We start from the raw sequence: 16258 nt of genomic DNA on the forward strand, positions 1-16258 counted from the left end.
CCACAGCGAGGGCCGTCACCCCGTGTCCGCGGAGCCAACGGGCACATAGTGGTCGCGTTGGCATGATCCACTCCGGGAGGCGGGCGATGACGGGCAACGGTGCCACTGCGGTGATCGGCAAGGACGGCCTGGACGCGCTGATCCGGGCCCTCGCAGCGGGTGGCCGTACGGTCATCGGGCCCACCGTGCGCGACGGCGCGATCGTGCTGACCGAAATCGCCGGTGGCGACGAACTGCCGTACGGCTGGGGTGTGGAGCTGGAGGCCGGGCACTACCGGCTGCGTAGACGTGCGGACGGGGCAGCGTTCGCGCACAGCGCCGGGCCGCAATCGTGGAAGACGTATCTGCATCCGCAGCGGGAACGGCAATGGACTGCCGACCGTGGGGCCGATGGGGCACTGGTCGTCACGGAGGAGGATGCGCCGGTGCCCTCGTATGCGTTCCTTGGGATGCGCCCGTGCGATCTGCGGGCCATTGCAGTGCAGGACCGGGTGCTGGCCGGCGGCCCGCACACCGACAGCCGGTACCGGGCGCGCCGTGAGCGGGCGTTCCTGGTGGCTGTGGAGTGCACCGAGCCGGGAGCCACCTGTTTCTGCACATCCATGGGCGCCGGGCCCGCGGTGGACGGCGGGTATGACCTGGCGCTGACCGAGGTGGTGGACGACGGCGGGCACCGTTTCTGGGCTCGGGCCGGCAGCGAAGAGGGCGCGGCCGTGCTGGCACAGCTGCCGCGCCGGCCGGCCGACCCGGCGACCGAGAGCACCGCTCGGCAGCGGGTGGCCGGGGCTGCCGACCGGATGGGCCGCACCATGCCCGAGGTGGATCTGCAGCTGCTGATGCGCGAGACCCTGGAGGCCGAGCGCTGGAACGATGTCGCTTCCCGCTGTCTGACCTGTGGCAACTGCACCATGGCCTGCCCGACCTGCTTCTGCACCTCCGCCGAGGACGTCACCGACCTGACCGGAGACCACGCCGAGCGGTGGCGGCGCTGGGAGTCCTGTTTCGACCTGGAGTTCTCCCATCTGCCGGACGGGCCGGTCCGCGCGACCGGTCGCAGCCGCTACCGGCAGTGGGCCACCCACAAACTTGGCACCTGGTACGACCAGTTCGGCAGCTCGGGGTGTGTCGGCTGCGGGCGGTGCATCGTCTGGTGCCCGGTCGGTATCGACATCACCGAAGAGGCTCACGCCCTGAACCAGGAACGCGCGGCAACGGGTGGAGTCGGGGTGCCACCGCGGGAGGCTTCCTCATGACGGCCAAGGGCCCTGGGTTCCTCGGCGACCTGCCGCCCGGGCATCGCGAACGGCTGCTCACCGTCGCGCGCGAGGTGTCCTTCCCTGCGGGCATGCGGATCTTCGAAGAGGGCGGCGTGGCCGACCGGTTCTGGATCCTCCGCTCAGGGCGGGTCGCCCTCGACACGCATGAGCCCGGCCGCGGCGCCATGGTGGTCGAAACTCTGGGTGAGGGGGATTTGCTGGGCTGGTCCTGGCTGTTCGAGCCCTACCGCTGGCACCTGGGCGCGCAGACCCGCGATGCGGTGGCGGCGTACGAATTCGACGCGGACCAGATCCGGTCGGCCATCGACGAGGACCCGGCTTTCGGCCTGGCGGTCACGCGGTGCGTCGCTGCAGTGGCCATCGGCCGACGGCTGAGGGCCGCCCGTACCCGCCTGCTGGACATGTACGCCCCGCCCGGCACCGCCCGGCAAGCAAGGTCCGGCGGTGCAGCGCCATGACAGCCCTCCACGCCGACATGGCGCCGGTCCCGTACCGGGTGGTGCGACGCAGAGACGAGACCGCTGACACCGCCGAGATCGTCCTGGAACCGGTGTCATCGGCCCTGCCCCCTTGCAGGCCCGGCCAGTTCGCGATGGTGTACGCCTTCGGTGTCGGTGATATCCCGCTGTCACTGAGCGGCATCGACGGGCACAGACTGACCCACACCGTCCGCGCGGTCGGGGCGGTCTCGCGCGCGCTGTACGGCCTGCGGCCCGGCGCGACGGTCGGGGTGCGCGGACCCTTCGGCACCGGCTGGGACCTGGACACCGCGACCGGACGTGATCTGGTGATCGTGGCCGGCGGGCTCGGCCTGGCGCCGCTGCGGCCGTTGGTTGCCGCCGCGCTCGGTGCCCCACCGAGCTTCGGCCGACTCACCGTCCTCATTGGCACCCGTACCCCCGGTGACCTGCTCTGCACCCGGGACATCGACGCCTGGCGGGCGAACGGTGCCGACGTCCACATCACCGTCGACCGTCCCGACACTGACTGGACGGGGGATGTCGGCGTGGTGACCACCCTGCTCGACCGGGCAGAGTTCGTTCCGGGCAACGCGGCGGCGTTCCTCTGCGGTCCCGAGGTGATGATCCGAGCCACCGCTCGCGAATTCGCCCACCGCGGACTTGCCCCAGACCGCATCCGGGTCTCCCTGGAGCGCACCATGCACTGCGGCACCGGTCACTGCGGCCACTGCCAGCTCGGTCCGCTCCTGCTCTGCCGCGACGGCCCTGTCGTTGCCTGGACCCGAGCCGAACCCCTCCTGCCCGTAAGGGAGTTGTGACATGGCGGACATGCCCGGGACGCGTCCCCAACTGGGTGTGTGGAAGTTCGCCTCCTGCGACGGCTGCCAGCTCACCCTGCTCGACTGCGAGGACGAACTCCTCGGCATCGCGGAGCGGGTGGAGATCTCCTACTTCCTTGAGGCATCCAGTGCGCCCGGTCCGGGGCCGTACGACCTGTCGTTGGTCGAGGGCTCCGTCACCACTACGCAGGACGCCGAGCGCATTCAAGGGATCCGGGCCGCTTCCCGGCGTCTGGTCACCATCGGCGCCTGCGCCACCGCGGGCGGGGTCCAGGCGCTGCGCAACTACGCCGACGTCGCCGAATTCCAGGCCGCGGTCTACGCCCGGCCGGACTACATCGACACCCTCGCCACCTCCACCCCCATCAGCGCTCATGTGCCCGTCGACTTCGAACTGCGCGGCTGCCCCATCGACCGCGGCCAGCTCATCGAGGTCATCACCGCCTATTTGGCCGGCCGCACGCCCGATGTGCCCGCCCACAGCGTGTGCTTCGAATGCAAGCGGCGCGGCACCACCTGCGTGACCGTCGCCCACGGCACCCCTTGCCTGGGTCCGATCACCCACGCCGGGTGCGGCGCCCTCTGCCCCGCTTACCACCGCGGCTGCTACGGCTGTTTCGGCCCGTCGAATTCGATCAACTTCCCCTCCTTCATCCCACTGCTGCGCCGCGACGGCATGGACACCCTCGATGTCGTGCGAGTGCTCCGTACCTTTAACACCGCTGCGGAGGAATTCGATGCAGCATCACGGAAGGAACTCTCCGGATGACCCACCGCGAGGCGAAGGTGCTGAAGGTGGAGTCCCTCGCTCGCGTCGAGGGCGAAGGCGCACTGCAACTGCGCCTCCACGATGGTGAGGTGACCGAGGCACAGCTGAGGATCTACGAACCCCCGCGGTTCTTCGAGGCATTCCTGCGTGGACGCGCGTACACCGAGCCGCCCGACATCACCTCCCGGGTGTGCGGAATCTGCCCGGTCGCCTATCAGATGAGTGCCTGCCGCGCGATCGAGGACGCCTGTGGCGTCGTGGTGGACGGGCAGTTGGCCGCGCTGCGCCGACTGCTCTACTGCGGCGAATGGATCGAGAGCCAGACCCTGCACATCCACCTGCTGCACGCCCCCGACTTCCTGGGCGGCGACAGCGTCATCGACCTCGCCCGCACCCACCGCACCCACGTCGAGCGGGGCCTCGCACTCAAGCAGGCCGGCAACGCCATCGTGGAACTGCTCGGCGGCCGCGCCATCCATCCGGTCAACGCACGTATCGGCGGCTTCCACCGCGTACCGAGCAGGACGGAACTCCGGCCGCTGGAAGAGCGGTTGAAGCGTGCCCGGGACGATGCGGAGGCAACCGTACGGTGGGTCGCCGGCTTCGATTTCCCCGACGCGGGGATCGACACGCAATTGCTCGCCCTCGCCGAACCAGGCACCTACGCCATCGACTCCGGCACCCCCACCGCCATGGCCGCACCAAGCACCGTCGGCTTGCCCGAGGACACCGACCGGGCACTGCCCACCCACACCTTCCCGCTCCCGACTTTCCCCGACCACGTTGTCGAGTCCCAGGTTCCGCACTCCACCGCCCTGCACTCGCTATTGGACGGGCACCGTCATCTCACCGGGTCGCTCGCCCGTTACGCCATCAGTGGCCGCTGGCTGCCGCCCGACGTACTCCAGGTCGCACGCGAGGCCGGCCTCGGCGACCCCCGCGAGGGCACGGTCTGCCGCAACCCTTTCCGCAGCATCATCGTCCGTGCCGTGGAAGTGCTGTACGCAGTGGGTGAGGCACTGCGCCTGATCGATGGGTACGACCCGCCACCGCGCCCCTGCGTCGACGTGCCTGTGCGAGCGGGCACCGGCCACGGTGCGACGGAGGCACCCCGTGGCCTCCTCTACCACCGCTACACCCTCGACACGGACGGCGCCGTCACCGCAGCCGCGCTGGTCCCGCCGACCGCGCAGAACCAGGCCGCAATCGAGCAGGACCTGCTCCGCTCGGTGCAGGAACGTTTGACGACCGGTCCGCATCCCACCGACGCCGAGCTGACCGCCCGGTGCGAACGGGTGATCCGCAACCACGATCCGTGCATCTCCTGCTCCACCCACTTCCTCGATCTGACCGTCGAATACGGCTGAGACGCTGCCTGTCGCCAACTGGCCGAGGCTGCACGGCCGGACGATTCATCGCGCGGGGGACCGGGTCGTGGCCTTGGAAGGCCGTCTACTCCCGGTGCAGTGCGACTTTGAGGGCTCCGGAGTCGACGCCTCGCGAGAACACGTCGTACGCCTCTTCTATCCGGCCGAGGCCGAAGGTGTGGGTGATGAGCTGGGAGATGCTCAGACGACCGGATACGACCAGGTCCAGCAGCCAGGGAGTGGAAAAGGTGTCGACCTGTCCGGTGCTGATCGTCACGTTCTTGCGCCACAACGCTTCGAGATGCAGCGTCGCGGGCTTGCCGTGCATACCGATGTTGGCGATGTGCCCTCCCGGGCGAACGATCCGCGTGCACAGAACGAAGCTCTCCGGAGCGCCGGCGGCCTCGATGGCCACGTCGGCTCCCGGCCCGTCCGCCAGGTCGCTGATCAGTCGCCCAGGAAGTTCGGCGGCATCGGCGCCGAGGCGCGCGGCGGTTTCGAGGCGGGACGGGGACAGGTCCACGGCGATCGTCCTGCGGGGCGAGTAGAGGCGGGCAACGATGACGGTGGCGAGACCGATGGGGCCGGCTCCCACGACGGCGACGGTGTCTCCAGGGCTGACATGTCCGTTGCGCACTCCGACTTCGTAGGCGGTGGGGAGGACTTCGGCGAGCAGGACCGCGTCGTCGCCAGGGAGCGCGCCGGGCCACTGGTGGGTGGACTGGTCGGCGAAGGGTACGCGTACGAACTCGGCCTGCGTGCCGTTGATGGTGTTTCCGAGGTTCCATCCGCCTCCTCCACGGCACTGCCCGTACGCGTTGCCCTGACAGAACGTGCAGCGCCCGCAGGCCGAGACGCACGAAACGATCGCCTGGCTACCAGGGCGCACGGCATGTACCTCGGGCCCTGTTTCCACCACCTCGCCGACGGCCTCGTGGCCAAGGACGGTGCCCGGCTTCACCTCGGGCAGCTCTCCGGCCCGGATGCGTAGATCGCTTCCGCAGATAGTGGTGGTCTCGACGCGCACGACCGCATCCGTCGCATCCTCGATCACCGGATCCGGGACTGCATCCCAGGAGATCTTCCCGGGGCCCTGATAGACGAGCGCTCGCATGGTGTCACTCCCTTGCTGCCGCATTTCCGGGGTCGCCCCTCGCAGGGCTTCGGTGGCCAGGGCTGCTGGGCTCATTCGAGGACCAAGCGGCCTCCCTTTGCGTTGTGCCGTTTGCGTTGTGCCGTCCGGACCAGCCATCACTTCGGTTTGTCCCGCGCGTTGGCTCCCTGCCCCAGTTCAATCGTGCGGAACGACAGCGACCGGGCAGGCCGCATGGTGTGCGGCGGCATGCGCAACATTGCCCAGGCGCGGGGCCATGGCGGGACGTTGTGCGCGCCGGCCGATCACCAGGGAAACGGGAAAACGCCTCCGCCTTCCCAGCATGCCGTCGCCCGGTTTGGCAGGCGACAGGACCGTGGGCCCCATCGACGGCGCCAGGGGAAGCTCCGGACGGGGTGCCCGATGCGCGATCGGTAGGGGCAGGAGGTGTAGGCGGTGGGGATTCCGGTGGTTGTCGGCGTCGATGGTTCCGAGGCCGGTCTGGAGGCCGTGGACTGGGCAGCCGACGAGGCGGTGCGTCATACAGTGCCGCTGCGTCTCGTGCACGTTGCCACCCCGGATCAGTTGCCGCACCCCCTCACAGGTCATCCGAATCATGCGTCACCCGCCGTGCGAGTCGGCCGAGAACCCGCCTCTGACCAGGACGTTCAGGAGACAGCCGACAGCATCGTCACCTCCGCGACGACGCGCGCCAGGCAGCGTGCCCCCACCGTGCAGCTGTCGGGCGAAGTGCTGTACGGAGATGCCGCAGCAGCCCTGACCGGGAAAGGTCGTAACGCCTTCGCCCTCGTCCTTGGATCCCGGGGGCTCGGAGATCTGGCAGGGCTGCTGCTGGGCTCCGTCAGCCTGGCCGTCGCCGCGCGCGCCGACTGCCCGGTCGTCGTGGTGCGTGGCGGTGTGGAGCACCGGGACTCCCGCTTCGGCAACGTCGTCGTGGGCATCGAGGACGGGGCGGGCAGTGGCACCGCCTTGCAGTTCGCGCTCCGTGAGGCCCAGGTAGGGCGCTGCGGCCTCACGGCGGTGCATGCGCGCTGTACGGCCACCAGCGGATCCCCCGAGACAACAGCCCCTGCGGACTGGACGCCCGAAGCCCAGCGGCGCTCACCGGGGCAGGTGCTCGACGACGCGCTGCACGGACCTGGAGATCGGTGCCCGCACGTCGTGGTGAGCCGCAGGGCGGTTGAGGGACCGGCGCGGGAGGCGCTTCTGGAGGCGGCATCCGGCGCCGACCTGCTCGTCGTCGGAGCCCGCCGGCGGCGCGGCCACTTCGGGCTGCAGCTGGGCCTGGTCAACCACGGAGTACTGCACCATTCGCCGTGCCCGGTCGCCGTCGTCCCGCAGATCTGAACATCGCTCCTCCGGCGCCGGGATGCCGATGTTCGGCTGAGCAGTCGCGGGAGCGGCTGCTCCGGGACCGGTCGGCCAAACCCCGGCGGCTCCTGTCCGCCCGGCCGCGAGCGACCCTGCACAGGAGCCAACTCCCTGTGTCGGCCCTGCGACCGTATCGAGCCGTGGGTGTCCGCTTTGCTGCTGCTCGTACTCGTCGTCGGGCTGCCGGCGGCCTCTCTGAGTGCGGGATCGGCGATGTATTCGTCCCAGATGCGCGTCGTGCACACCCAGTCCGCCCAGCGGCACCAGGTCACGGCGTCGCTGATCAAGGATGCTCCGGGTGGGACGCGGGCCACCCGCGCGGACGACCGGCAGAAGGCGCAAGTCCGCTGGACGGAGAAGGACGGCACGCAACGGACAGGCACGGTTCGCGTGGCTTCCGGTATGCACGCGGGTGCCACCACGTGGATCTGGGTGGACGGAAGCGGAGCCGTCAAGGGGGCACCGATGCCGCTGCAGAGCGCCGTGGCAATGGGCTGGCTGACGGGCGGCACGACGGCGGTCGGCGTGGCCACCTTGGCGTGCGCGGCCAGGGGAGGCATGCACCTGCTTCTGGACCGCAGAAGGTACGCGCAGTGGGACGCCGAGTGGGTCCTGGTGGAACCGCTGTGGTCCGCACGGTTCCGTGGGTGAGAGCGGGCCCCGGGCGGAAAGACCCGCGCATCCGCGCTCTGCTCAGTGCGGAATGTGGTGGGTTCTCACCTCTCGGAGGTGCCGGTTCGGGTGCCGTCGCTGTGAGTGTCGTCGGTCTCGTACGCCAGGTGCTCGGTGACCGAGACGACGCCGTCGACAGATCGACAGAGCCGCTCGATGATCGGGATCAGGCTCTTGAGCTGTACAGATCCGCCGAGCCTGACCTGCCCTTGGCGTACCTCGACGGTCACCCCGGAAGGAGCCAGACCCAGCGTCCGGTCCAGCACATCGCGGCGGATCTCCTCGCGGATGGCGTCGTCGCGTCGCAGGAAGACCCGCAGCAGGTCGCGGCGGCTGACGATGCCCACCAGCTTGTCGGTCTCGTCCACCACGGGCAGCCGCTTGACGTTCTGCACCTCCATGAGGCGTGCTGCCTCGACCACGTGCCAGTCCCGGCGTGCGCACACCGCGGGAGCGGACATCAGCTCCTCAGCCCTGGCGCCTTCGGCCTTGGCGCGCTCCCACGCCTCCAGGGGCGGAATCGGCATCAGGACGGCCGTGACGTCGTTGTCCGCGAGCGTCTTGACGATCTCCTTGAACGGCATGTCCGGCCGCACATGGACGACGTCCCGGGTCATGAGTTCTCCGACTGTTCGGTGTTGCATGTCCCTCTCCTCTGCGCGAGTCGTGGAGCAGCCGGCCACCTCTCCATCCTGTTCCGCTCCGGGCTCTCCTGAATGGTCCGACGGGCCCCATCTGCGGATCAGGACCGTTCGGCCCTGTGCTCGGGGCTTCTGGGCCCCATGCCCGTCGACGTGCTGCCGTGTCACGTTTGAGGCGGTATGCAGGAGGAGAGCGCGAAGCCGGAGAGCGGTGATGACCATGCGGGCTCACATCGGCGATCAACTCGTTGTCGAAAGTCCGGCCACGGGCGCGACCAGGCGGGACGGCGAAATCGTCGGAGTCCATCACGACGACGGAACGCCGCCCTATGACGTGCGCTGGTCGGATACGAACGACGTGACACTCGTGTTTCCGGGGCCCGACGCGCATATCCACCACATCACGGACCAGCCCGAGGTCGGGCACCCCGAAGCGGAGCCGTCCGGGGCCGGCAAGCCTTCCCACCGGCGGCTCGACCCCGGCGATATCGGCCGGCGTGTGGCACACGAGCGCAGGCGGCAGCGGCTCACCCGCGCGGAAGTGGCCGAACGCGCCGGCATGTCCGCGTCGTATCTGGCATACGTCGAGGAGCGGCCGGCCGCTCCGGACATCGGGGGACTCACCCGCCTGGCCGACGCACTGGGGACCACGGCGGCTCATCTGCGCGGCGGCGGAGCCGATCTGCCGCCCGGCGAGGGCCAGGCCGCCTACCACCCCGAGCTACGCGAGCTGAGCCCCGACGAATGCCGGGACCGGCTCGGCACACATGGGGTCGGGCGCATCGCCGTATCGACACCGGACGGGCTGACGGTGGTCCCGGTGAACTACGAGATGATCGACGGCGCCATCGCCTTCCGGACCGCGCCCCAAGCCGTTCCGGCAGCGGCCGTCGGGACCGATGCGGCATTCGAGGTCGACCACGTGGACGAGGCCATGAGTCAGGGGTGGAGCGTGCTCGTCCACGGTCCGGCACGAGCCGTCACCGACATCGACGCCATGCGACGGCTGGCCGAGCGAGCACACTCCAAGCCCTGGGCAGGCGGCGAGCGCCCGCTGTGGGTGCTGATCGAGCCCCAGCGCCTGACCGGGCGGCGCATCCACACGGACTGATCCGTAGGAGGGCCGAGGGAGGCTCCGGTGACCGCACAACTACTCTCCGAGGAACGCGTGATGGAGCTGGCCGACGACGCGGCCACCGCCCCGTCCATGCACAACGCGCAGCCGTGGCACTTCCGTTACTGCCGGCACAGCCGCAGTTTCGACGTGCGCGCGGACCTCGACCGCGCCCTGCCGCATGCCGACCCCGACAACCGCGCCCTGCACATCGGCTGTGGCGCGGCCCTGCTGAACCTCCGGGTCGCGGCGGCCCACGCGGGTTGGTATCCGTCGACCCGCCTCCTTCCGGATCCCGGGGACCCCGCTCTCCTCGCCACGGTGCAGCTGACCGGCCTCGGCAGCGGGCAGAGCGACCTCGACGCGCTGTATCCGGCGGTCCGCCGCCGGCACACCAGCCGCTACCCGTTCGCCGAAACCGACATACCCGAGGCCGTCCGGTCCGCTCTGAGCGACGCCGCCGGGCGGGAAGGAGCCCAACTGGACTTCGCCACCCGGTGGCATCTGCAGTGGGTGCAGGAGCTGGCCGAAGAGGCCGAGGCACGCAACCTCACCGACCGCGGCGAGAACGAGGATCTGGCGCGCTGGACCCACATCGGCGCCACAGCGGCGGACGCGACCGGGGACGGGATCCCGGAGTACGCCTTCGGACCGCGCAAACTCGGCGGCAAGGCCCCGATGCGCGACTTCGCGGGCACCAGGCCGGTGCCCGGCCGCGCCACCGCGGCGTTCGAGGGCTCCCCGCATCTGGCCTTGCTGAGCACGGCCCGCGACCGTCCCGAGGACTGGCTGCGGGCGGGCCAGGCCATGGAACGCGTCCTGCTGCTCGCCACCCTTGAGGGACTTGCCAGTTCGCCCGCCACTCAGGCCCTCGAATGGTCCGACCTTCGCTGGGCGCTCCGCGACCCCGTGTCCGGGAAGGGATACGTGCAGATGGTGCTGCGTATCGGATATGGCCCGCAGGGCCTCACGACGCCCCGGCGCACGGTGGGAGACGTGCTCGACATCGAGCCTTAGCCGTCCGAAGCCGTCCGAACCGTCCGGCGAGAATTCCGGAACCTGTTACGTGGGTCAGCACCTGATACGTGGGTCAGCACAGCCGCCTGGGAGGTGAGTGACTTTTCCAGACGGCACTCAACGTCGACGACACCCCTCCACGGCACGGATGAGGCGCGTGGCCACCGAGCCGAGCGCGGCGTTGCGGATCTGGCCGTTGAGCGTGACGACCAGCGCCGCGGAAGCCGGACGCGTTGTGGTCGCCCGCGACTGGGCCAGCCGCTTCTTCCTTGGGCGCGCCTCCTGCCTGGAGATGTCTCTGGCAGCCTCCCTCGCCTCGACGCTCCATGGCAGGGCCGTGGACTGGTACATGGGCTGCCGCTTCGCCCCATGCGAGTCACACGCCTGGATCGAAGTGGACTCCCCACCCATCGGCGAACCGGGCACCCCCGATCACCCCTTCAAGGTCACCCTCCGCACCTGAACCGAGGACCACTCGATTGAACCGAGGACCACTCGATGCCTGACACCTCCACCGAACAAGCCCTCGACCGCGCCCTCCACGCCGTACCGGCCGCACAGTGCCACGGCGCCGACGGCCGAGCCGTACGCCCCTGCACACCCCCGCCGACCGTCCCTGACGCCGGGCTCCAGCAACCGAAGCCGCACCCTCCTCTGCGGCGTACGCATCGCCGACCTACCTGGCGCCTACGCAATCACCCGCATCTCCGTCGACGACAAACACCCACCGCACAAGGTCGAGATCCACCACGGCGGATATACCCCCATGGTCGCCGCCGCGCCGAGGACGCCGCCTCACCTGCTGCGGGCCCACAGGAGCCGAGGGGACTTCTGGATACGGGGAGTGATCAGGCGCGCCTCGCCGTGCCGACCAGACGGCCGAGACCACGTGCCAGGCCGACGGAGGAACCAGATCTTGACGCTTCCTTAGCGCCTTCATAGCGCATCGTTGACGTACCGTTAACGCCAGGTGAGCCGGGAAGTCTGGTCGGCATGTAGTGAGTCTCTCCTCGTCGGCCAGAAAGGCTTTCCGGGCATGCCCCTCTCCCAGACCGCGGTATCCGCGACCACGGTTCGTGTGCGCTCCAGCAAGGGGCCGCGCACTTCGGTGCTGTTCATCGCTTTCGCCTTCGCGGTGATCGCGGATCCGGTCTCCTCGGTCGCTTATGCCATCGAGGCCGCCCTGCGCGCCCTCCACGGTGACCTGGCGCTGCTGCTGCCCACCATGACCCTGGTGGTCGGCCTGGTTGTCGTGGTGACCGCCAACTACTGGCAGCTGGTACGCCGCTTCCCCAAGGGCGGCGGCGCGGCGGCCGCAGCCGGGCGGGCCTTCGGGCCGCGCTGGACCTTCTTGCCGATCGGTGCGCTGGTGGTCGACTTCGTCCTGACCATCGGAATCTCGATCTCCGCAGCGGCCAGCGCCGCCATCGCCCTCTTCCCCGCACTCGCCAGTGCCCGCGTCCCCCTGGCCCTCGGGCTGCTGGTGCTGGTGGCCGGGCTGACCTGGTTCGGGCACGGCGGCCGTCTCCTGTTCGCGGTGATGACCGTGCTGTTCGTGCTGGTCTGCGTCGCCGTACTGGTGCTCGGCTTCATCAGCCCGCACGCGATGGGCCACGCCCCGGCCGGCACCGACGCGGGCCGGCCCGCAGCACTCGCCGTCGTCCTCGCCTTCCCCGTCGCGATGGCCCTGGCCACCGGCGTGGAAGCGCCCTCCACCGCCATCGCCCAGCTCGGGCAGCTCGACGACACCCACCGTCGCCGTTTCGGCCGCGGCACCCTTGCCCTGCTCCTGGTCATCGTCGGCGGTCTGACCATCGGGCTCACCGCGCTCGCGCTGCGCCTGCACATAGGCATCCCGGGTGCCGACTCCACCCAGATCGCCGACATCGCGCGTTCCGCCACCGGATCCGGCTGGCTGTACGGCGCGTTCCAGCTCACCAGCTCCCTCCTGCTGCTCGCCGCTGCCAGTTCCTCCTTCCAAGCGGGACCCGGCCTCCTCAAGGCCCTGGCCGGAACGGCGGGCGCTCCCGGCGTGCTGCCCCCGGTCCTCGGCCGCACGAACAAGCACCACACGCCGTACTGGTCCGTCGTGGTCTATCTGATCGCCGCCGCTGTGATCATCGTGGCCGCGGCAGGTCAGGAACAGGAACTGGTCCTCTTCTACGCGGTCGCCGTCTTCGTCAGTTTCCTGGTCGGCCTGGTGGCGATGACCCGCTTCGCCCGGACGGAGAAGAAGCCTGCCCTGGCATGGGTCAACGCCCTGGCCGCAGCCGCAGTGGCGTTCACGCTCGCCGTGAACCTGCTGCGCGGCTGGCCGGTGCTCTCCCTCGCCGCCACCCTCGTCATCGCCGGCGGCCTGTACCTCAGGTGGGCCCACGCAGGACGCCCCAGCGGGATCGAGAACGTCGAGGCCCAGGCCGAGGCAACCGACTGACTCGGCGGTGTCGTAGGGCTGCCATGGGGTGGGTCGGTGGCAGGCGGGGCAGGGACCGGTCCAGGTGGCCAGCAGGTGGGGACGACGAGGTGGTGGACGCCGGTCGGCACCGGCATACGCCTGGTCGCCGGCGTGCCGGACGCCTGATCTCCGCAGCGGCGGCGGTAGGCGACCGCCTTCCTTATGGTGGACACCAAGGCGCCCAGCCGCCGGTACTGAGGCATGCGCCATCCAAGCCATGGTCTGGCAGGGCAGTGGCAGGAAAGAGCTGCACATGGAGCAGGGAGAGGATCCGCTGCCGCCCGCGCTGCGGCTGCGCCTGGATGCCGAGTGGGACCGTGTCACCGAACGGCTCCGCACCCTGGCAGACGCCCAAGAACAGTTCCAGGGGCTGCTGGACGCCGCGCTCACCATCAGCCGGGAGCTGGAGCTGCCCGTGGTGCTGCGCCGGATCGTCACCACCGCGATGGACCTGGTCGGCACACGCTACGGCGCCCTGGGCGTACTGAATGAGCAGCGCACGGGCTTGTCGGAGTTCATCCCGGTCGGCCTCACCGACCGCGAGGTGGCCGACCTGGCCGGTGTCGGGCAGCCACAGGGCCGGGGATTGCTGGGCCATCTGATCCACCACCCCGAACCGCTGCGGACCGACAACGTCCCCGCCCACCCCCACGCCGCCGGCTTCCCGCCCGGACATCCACCTGTGCGCACCCTGCTCGGTGTGCCGATCAACGTGCGCGGCGAGATCTACGGGGACCTTTACCTGGCCGAGAGGCTGGACGGGCAACCCTTCGACGCCCACGACGAGAGTGTGGTGCTCGCCTTGGCCGGCGCCGCGGGCGTGGCCATCGACAACGCCCGCCTCTTCGAGCAGGTCCGCGCCGGAGCCGAACAGTTCCAGCGCCTGCTCCTGCCCCACCTGCCCGACCTGCGGCCCTTCACCGCGTCCGCGATCTACCGGCCGGCCACCGCCCCTGGGCTCCTGGGCGGGGACTGGTACGACGCCGTCCTGCTGCCCGACCACGCCTGCGCGGCCGTCATCGGTGACGTCGTCGGCCACGACATGCACGCTGCGGCCGCCATGGCCCAGACCCGCAACATGCTGCGCGCTCTGCTCTACGAGCGGCGCACCCCGCCCAGCGCCGTCCTCGCCCAGCTCGACCGCACCCTGTGCGCGATCACCGACAACCCCGTCACCACCGCCTGCCTGGCCCGCATCGAACCCGACGGCGACGCTTGGAGGCTGCGCTGGAGCACCGCAGGCCACCTCCCACCGCTGTTGATCACCCCCGACATCCGGGCCGAGTATCTGCACGCCGACCCCGGCGTCCCCCTTGGCGTCGACACCGCCCAGCCCCGCCCCGACCACACCCACCCCCTGCCCGCCGGCGCCACCGTGATCCTCTTCACCGACGGGCTGGTCGAACATCCCCAGCACTCCCTCGACGCCGGTCTGAACGCCCTCGCCCGCATTGCCACCGCTCACGCCGAGCTGCCCCTGAACGAGCTGTGCCAGACCCTGGCCGACCAACACCCCGGCGACGGCCACGACGACATGGCCATCCTTGCTCTGCGCACCCCAGCCCGTGCGTAACCGCACCTCAGCCGATCGGCGTCCACGGACGTCACAGCCCCTGGTGAAGATCAAGCCGGCCCGAGGGCTGATCGCGAGGGGCTAGTCGCCGGTGGCCACGAGGCTCCAGCCGAGGCGGGCGTTGTGGTCGATGTCTTCGGCCTCGTAGGCGACCACGACGCCCTCGGCGCCGGCCGGCTGGGCCTGGGCTGTCAGAGTCGCACCCTCGTGGGTACGGATGACGATGTCGCCGTCGTCCACGATGTGGTTGACCGGACGGATGGCCGGCAACGCCTACAGGGTGAAGGCGATCCGGCCCAGCGGGACGCTACCGGAGAGCCGCAGGGCGTCGGAGCCGTCCCACTCGGACACGAGGCGGTTGCCGCCACGACGGGGCTGTTCGGTCCACGCCCGCGGCTGAGCGGACTGTTCCACTGCCCCTGGGTCTGCCCGTCCCGTTCCCGGGTCATCGACGGGCGGACCCGTCGGGTACGGGAAGGCGCGGAGCGCGCCGTGTGGCGGGGGAGCGAGCGCAGATCAGGCTTTCTTGACCACGCTGGACTTGAGCTGCATGGCTCCGAAACCGTCGATCTTGCAGTCGATGTCATGGCCGGCGACTCCGTCGACCAGCCGGATGTTGCGCACCTTGGTGCCCGCCTTGATGCCCGAAGGGCTTCCCTTGACCTTGAGCGCCTTGACGACGACCACGGTGTCGCCGTCGTGCAGCACATTGCCGACCGAGTCCTTGACGACCGGCCCTGCGGCAGCGTCCCCGCCCGCCACGCCACTCTCGGCGGGAACCCACTCATGGCCGCACTCCGGGCACACCACAAGGGCATTCATCTCGTAGGTGTACTCACAAGAGCACTTTGGACAGGAAGGAAGGTTCTCGATCACCCCTCCAGAGTATCCGGCATCGACGTCCGCCCTGAGGTGCCGAGAGGGGATCACACCGGTCAGGGCGCAGCTTCCGTCACCGTCTTCAGTAGACCAACAGGCACCAGCGCGGACCGACCACGTCGGCGAGCGCGCCGACCTGCTCGACAGTGGCGGTCGGCTGCTCCTCGGCCCTCTCGCTGCCGGTGCGGTGCAGGTGGAAGCTCGACGACCCCGCCGGACAAGGCGTCGATGCCTGGACGTGCTGCAGCAGGCGATCGGCACCAGCAGGTACGTCGTGGCCAGCGGCAGTCTGCCACGCTTCTCGACGAGTGGCTGCAGCGCTGATCCAGCAAAGCCGCTGGCCCCGGCGTTGTTGATCACGCTGGTGGCGTGTCGGCCGAGCCGCTTCAACCTGCGCGGCCAGTGCCTGCCCGGGGTGGTCCTCGGCCAGGTCCATCGGCACCACGTGGGCCTGGATCCGGTGATGCGCGCGCGGCCCCGGGGGCCGGCTCCTCCTGGCATTCCTTGCGGCGGGCGACCAGCACCAGGCCGGAGGCGCGGCGGCAAGCCGGCAGGCGAACTCGGCGCCGGGGCCCGCGCCGACGCCGGTGATCAGGGTGGTCTGTCCGCGGTAGTCGACGGCTGCCACGGCTGCCTCCTTCAGCCGCTGCCTTCCCGGCAGTTGATGCGTGATCAAGGGGTGCGGCCTTGTCTCGACCAATTGCGGCAG

General features: G+C 70.1%; 18 protein-coding genes. 12 read left to right on the top strand and 6 right to left on the bottom strand.

The window, feature by feature from the left end:
• Positions 1–86 precede the first annotated feature (86 nt).
• The 5 genes from ADL29_RS12425 to ADL29_RS12445 are packed head-to-tail and all read left to right on the top strand — an operon-like array spanning position 87 to position 4713.
• Positions 87–1253 (top strand): 4Fe-4S dicluster domain-containing protein, encoded by a 1167-nt coding sequence (locus ADL29_RS12425; RefSeq protein WP_078970926.1) that lies wholly within the window; start codon positions 87–89, stop codon positions 1251–1253.
• A complete protein-coding gene (locus ADL29_RS12430) occupies positions 1250–1735 on the top strand; it encodes a cyclic nucleotide-binding domain-containing protein (RefSeq protein ID WP_053923727.1) in 486 nt (161 codons plus the stop codon). The genes ADL29_RS12425 and ADL29_RS12430 overlap by 4 nt, the downstream gene beginning before the upstream one ends.
• Positions 1732–2556, top strand: a complete 825-nt coding sequence (locus tag ADL29_RS12435; protein ID WP_053923728.1) for an FAD/NAD(P)-binding protein — start codon at positions 1732–1734, stop codon at positions 2554–2556. Before ADL29_RS12430 ends, ADL29_RS12435 begins: the two co-directional genes overlap by 4 nt.
• A gap of 1 nt (position 2557) precedes the next feature.
• Complete coding sequence (locus ADL29_RS12440) at positions 2558–3346, top strand: NADH-quinone oxidoreductase subunit B family protein (RefSeq protein ID WP_053923729.1); 789 nt, start codon at positions 2558–2560, stop codon at positions 3344–3346.
• On the top strand, positions 3343–4713 hold the full coding sequence (locus tag ADL29_RS12445) for a Ni/Fe hydrogenase subunit alpha (RefSeq protein ID WP_053923730.1): 1371 nt from the start codon (positions 3343–3345) through the stop codon (positions 4711–4713). The genes ADL29_RS12440 and ADL29_RS12445 overlap by 4 nt, the downstream gene beginning before the upstream one ends.
• A gap of 85 nt (positions 4714–4798) precedes the next feature.
• On the opposite strand, the gene ADL29_RS12450 is transcribed toward ADL29_RS12445, so the two are convergent.
• Positions 4799–5827 (bottom strand): alcohol dehydrogenase catalytic domain-containing protein, encoded by a 1029-nt coding sequence (locus ADL29_RS12450; RefSeq protein ID WP_053923731.1) that lies wholly within the window; start codon positions 5825–5827, stop codon positions 4799–4801.
• A 435-nt stretch (positions 5828–6262) separates the two neighbouring features.
• Here ADL29_RS12450 and ADL29_RS12455 point away from each other — a divergent pair, with 435 nt between their 5' ends.
• Entirely contained in the window at positions 6263–7174 is a 912-nt protein-coding gene (locus ADL29_RS12455; RefSeq protein WP_053923732.1) for a universal stress protein, read from the top strand.
• Positions 7175–7210: 36 nt separating this feature from the next.
• The gene (locus tag ADL29_RS12460) at positions 7211–7849 is read left to right on the top strand and encodes an Rv1733c family protein (protein WP_053923733.1); all 639 of its coding nucleotides are present in this window, start codon (positions 7211–7213) and stop codon (positions 7847–7849) included.
• A gap of 65 nt (positions 7850–7914) precedes the next feature.
• Here the strand turns inward: ADL29_RS12460 and ADL29_RS12465 are convergent, their stop codons facing one another.
• On the bottom strand, positions 7915–8514 hold the full coding sequence (locus tag ADL29_RS12465; protein WP_053923734.1) for a CBS domain-containing protein: 600 nt from the start codon (positions 8512–8514) through the stop codon (positions 7915–7917).
• 217 nt (positions 8515–8731) lie between these two features.
• Here ADL29_RS12465 and ADL29_RS12470 point away from each other — a divergent pair, with 217 nt between their 5' ends.
• From ADL29_RS12470 to ADL29_RS12490, 5 genes are all read left to right on the top strand, one after another.
• On the top strand, positions 8732–9622 hold the full coding sequence (locus tag ADL29_RS12470) for a DUF1918 domain-containing protein (protein WP_053923803.1): 891 nt from the start codon (positions 8732–8734) through the stop codon (positions 9620–9622).
• A gap of 27 nt (positions 9623–9649) precedes the next feature.
• Positions 9650–10642 (top strand): Acg family FMN-binding oxidoreductase, encoded by a 993-nt coding sequence (locus tag ADL29_RS12475; protein ID WP_425424231.1) that lies wholly within the window; start codon positions 9650–9652, stop codon positions 10640–10642.
• A gap of 148 nt (positions 10643–10790) precedes the next feature.
• Complete coding sequence (locus tag ADL29_RS12480) at positions 10791–11105, top strand: lasso peptide biosynthesis B2 protein (protein WP_078970928.1); 315 nt, start codon at positions 10791–10793, stop codon at positions 11103–11105.
• Positions 11106–11678: 573 nt separating this feature from the next.
• Positions 11679–13076 (top strand): amino acid permease, encoded by a 1398-nt coding sequence (locus ADL29_RS12485; RefSeq protein ID WP_078970929.1) that lies wholly within the window; start codon positions 11679–11681, stop codon positions 13074–13076.
• Positions 13077–13350: 274 nt separating this feature from the next.
• A complete protein-coding gene (locus ADL29_RS12490; RefSeq protein ID WP_078970930.1) occupies positions 13351–14670 on the top strand; it encodes a PP2C family protein-serine/threonine phosphatase in 1320 nt (439 codons plus the stop codon).
• A gap of 81 nt (positions 14671–14751) precedes the next feature.
• Here the strand turns inward: ADL29_RS12490 and ADL29_RS40880 are convergent, their stop codons facing one another.
• The 4 genes from ADL29_RS40880 to ADL29_RS12505 all read right to left on the bottom strand — a co-directional run bounded on the left by ADL29_RS40880 (position 14752) and on the right by ADL29_RS12505 (position 16177).
• Entirely contained in the window at positions 14752–14940 is a 189-nt protein-coding gene (locus ADL29_RS40880; RefSeq protein WP_053923737.1) for a pyridoxamine 5'-phosphate oxidase family protein, read from the bottom strand.
• A 3-nt stretch (positions 14941–14943) separates the two neighbouring features.
• On the bottom strand, positions 14944–15084 hold the full coding sequence (locus tag ADL29_RS46260) for a hypothetical protein (RefSeq protein ID WP_342671154.1): 141 nt from the start codon (positions 15082–15084) through the stop codon (positions 14944–14946).
• Positions 15085–15186: 102 nt separating this feature from the next.
• Positions 15187–15546, bottom strand: coding sequence for a zinc ribbon domain-containing protein YjdM (locus ADL29_RS12500; protein WP_053923738.1), 360 nt, complete (start codon positions 15544–15546; stop codon positions 15187–15189).
• 85 nt (positions 15547–15631) lie between these two features.
• Positions 15632–16177 (bottom strand): hypothetical protein, encoded by a 546-nt coding sequence (locus ADL29_RS12505; protein WP_053923739.1) that lies wholly within the window; start codon positions 16175–16177, stop codon positions 15632–15634.
• Between the last annotated feature and the right edge of the window lie 81 nt (positions 16178–16258).

The sequence above is a fragment of the Streptomyces chattanoogensis genome (assembly GCF_001294335.1).
Lineage (GTDB): Bacteria > Actinomycetota > Actinomycetes > Streptomycetales > Streptomycetaceae > Streptomyces > Streptomyces chattanoogensis.

Bases quoted from the DNA above. Each gene is read 5' to 3' on its own strand.
- ADL29_RS12480 (WP_078970928.1), top strand. From the start codon at position 10,791: ATGAGGCGCGTGGCCACCGAGCCGAGCGCGGCGTTGCGGATCTGGCCG.
- ADL29_RS12470 (WP_053923803.1), top strand. From the start codon at position 8,732: ATGCGGGCTCACATCGGCGATCAACTCGTTGTCGAAAGTCCGGCCACG.
- ADL29_RS12445 (WP_053923730.1), top strand. From the start codon at position 3,343: ATGACCCACCGCGAGGCGAAGGTGCTGAAGGTGGAGTCCCTCGCTCGC.
- ADL29_RS12435 (WP_053923728.1), top strand. From the start codon at position 1,732: ATGACAGCCCTCCACGCCGACATGGCGCCGGTCCCGTACCGGGTGGTG.
- ADL29_RS12440 (WP_053923729.1), top strand. From the start codon at position 2,558: ATGGCGGACATGCCCGGGACGCGTCCCCAACTGGGTGTGTGGAAGTTC.
- ADL29_RS12430 (WP_053923727.1), top strand. From the start codon at position 1,250: ATGACGGCCAAGGGCCCTGGGTTCCTCGGCGACCTGCCGCCCGGGCAT.
- ADL29_RS12465 (WP_053923734.1), bottom strand. From the start codon at position 8,514: ATGCAACACCGAACAGTCGGAGAACTCATGACCCGGGACGTCGTCCAT.
- ADL29_RS12425 (WP_078970926.1), top strand. From the start codon at position 87: ATGACGGGCAACGGTGCCACTGCGGTGATCGGCAAGGACGGCCTGGAC.
- ADL29_RS12450 (WP_053923731.1), bottom strand. From the start codon at position 5,827: ATGCGAGCGCTCGTCTATCAGGGCCCCGGGAAGATCTCCTGGGATGCA.
- ADL29_RS12490 (WP_078970930.1), top strand. From the start codon at position 13,351: ATGGAGCAGGGAGAGGATCCGCTGCCGCCCGCGCTGCGGCTGCGCCTG.
- ADL29_RS12485 (WP_078970929.1), top strand. From the start codon at position 11,679: ATGCCCCTCTCCCAGACCGCGGTATCCGCGACCACGGTTCGTGTGCGC.